Annotated in this window: 3 protein-coding genes; 2 read left to right on the top strand and 1 reads right to left on the bottom strand. The window is 49.0% G+C overall.

All coding sequences use genetic code 11. The features are described from left to right. The coding region (locus Q9R34_RS21595; protein ID WP_485896410.1) for a DUF421 domain-containing protein at nucleotides 1-459 on the top strand (459 nt) is incomplete at its 5' end. Between the two features lie 25 nt (nucleotides 460-484). Here the strand turns inward: Q9R34_RS21595 and Q9R34_RS21600 are convergent. After that, entirely contained in the window at nucleotides 485-1,042 is a 558-nt protein-coding gene (locus tag Q9R34_RS21600) for a diguanylate cyclase (RefSeq protein WP_476658638.1), read from the bottom strand. Nucleotides 1,043-1,289: 247 nt separating this feature from the next. On the opposite strand from Q9R34_RS21600, the gene Q9R34_RS21605 reads away from it, so the two are divergent. Next, nucleotides 1,290-1,616, top strand: coding sequence for a four-helix bundle copper-binding protein (locus Q9R34_RS21605; RefSeq protein WP_275556138.1), 327 nt, complete (start codon nucleotides 1,290-1,292; stop codon nucleotides 1,614-1,616). Nucleotides 1,617-1,785 lie beyond the last annotated feature (169 nt).

Here is a 1,785-nt window from a genome sequence, read left to right on the forward strand (position 1 = left end):
GTTTTTCTTGTCCTGCTGTTCCTGTACCGGTTTACCACCTTTCTGACGGCGCGCAGCCCTCGTTTTTCGCGATTGATAGAAGGCGATGTGGTCACGTTGATTAAAGACGGCCTCTATGAACTGGAGAGCCTGAACCGACATAACATCTCTGAAGACGAATTTTTTATGGAACTCCGCCTGAATGGCGTGGAGCATCTTGGTCAGGTTCGGCTGGCTATTCTGGAAATTGATGGTCAGCTAAGCATCTATTTCTTTGACCGTGACGACGTTCGACCCGGCCTCTCTGTGCTGCCACCCGCGCATCGTCAAGACTTTACGCGCGTACCTGCAGCAGGGCTTTATGCCTGCTGTCACTGCGGATTAACGCAGCACATTGCAGCACAGCGCGGCCTGCAATGCCCAAGATGCAACAACGACCTCTGGTCAGCGGCGCTGCGTACATATCGGGCTGGCGTTTAAGCCAGCCGGATTCGGCCCCGTCGGTTTAACTGGCCGCTTTTCTGGCTTTCTTCCCGCGCCAGTATTCTTCAAGGTAAGGCAGCATCTCCAGAACAAAAATGCCGGTAAGAACAGCAATGATGTAACCCGTCGGCAACGGATCCGCGCGCAGCTTCAGCTCAAAACGGGCTGGCTCGTCGCCGAAACCAAACAGCGCCAGGAACTGCGGCCAGTGTCGAGAAATAACCAGCAGGAGCGCCATCAGGGGAACCATCTCCAGGAAGCTGTGTACGTGCTGCTCAATCGGGGAAACCCGCCTTGCGGTGACGGCATAGCTGACATCCCATAAGGCGGTAGCTTCATGGCAGAAAAACAGCACCATCATAAATGCGATAACCAGCGCATTCACGTCCAGAAAAAGGGCCGAGAGTAAAGGCAGCCCCATCTCCAGAAGCATCAGAATATGAATGTAGGTTTCTTTAAGGCCCGTTGTTGTTTCTATATCCGTTGCCCGGTGGCAAAGCCAGTCGGCGAAACCGGCAATAAGCCAGACCGGCAGTACAAAGTAGAGCAGCAACAACATTTGTGGATCGGAAGGATGCATAATCCTGTACCTCCAGGTCTGAAATAAAGAAGCATAAACTTATAGCGGTTATGTGTGCAGAAAAAGCAGGGAGCCAATGGAGAAATACCGTTTTTTGCGAGGAAAGTCATGCAAATATAATTAATCCCTCGAAAAAAATAAGATATCCGCCTCAGACAAGCAGCACCTTTCTCCTATCGCATTTGCAGCAATCCCTATTTTGTTCCAAGCTTATAACTTCTTTGCATTTAACGTCGGAGAGAAAATGATGTCTGAACAATATCGCAACTGCATTGAGGCCTGTTATATCTGTGCCGCTACCTGTGACTACTGCGCCACTTCATGCCTGAAAGAAGAAAATCTGGAGATGATGCGCGAATGTATCCGCACGGATATGCAGTGCGCCAGCATCTGTCGCCTGGCGGCAGAGTTAATGTCAATGGATAGCGAATTTGCAGTTCAAATTTGTAAAGTTTGCGCAGAAGTCTGCCAGCAATGTGGGGATGAATGCGCCAGACATGAACACGACCACTGTAAGAAGTGCGCTGAAGCCTGTTATCGCTGCGCTGAAGAATGTCGAAAAATGGCAGCCTGATATATAACAAAATTTATTTAGCTGCAGTTTACGGTAACGTTGTAGCCAGGCGTATGTTAATCGATGATTTTATATTCATCAGCCTGGCTGATAAAGGTTATTTTCTATATAAACTCCCGTTTTAAAGCCAGCAGAAAAACATCCTGTTGCTGAACAGGATATTTTCGCT

It is taken from the genome of Enterobacter sp. BRE11 (assembly GCF_031844285.1).
Classification (GTDB): Bacteria; Pseudomonadota; Gammaproteobacteria; order Enterobacterales; family Enterobacteriaceae; genus Pantoea.

What these genes read in the sequence shown, in the direction of transcription:
- Q9R34_RS21605 (WP_275556138.1), top strand. Translation starts at nt 1,290, where the DNA reads ATGTCTGAACAATATCGCAACTGCATTGAGGCCTGTTATATCTGTGCC.
- Q9R34_RS21600 (WP_476658638.1), bottom strand. Translation starts at nt 1,042, where the DNA reads ATGCATCCTTCCGATCCACAAATGTTGTTGCTGCTCTACTTTGTACTG.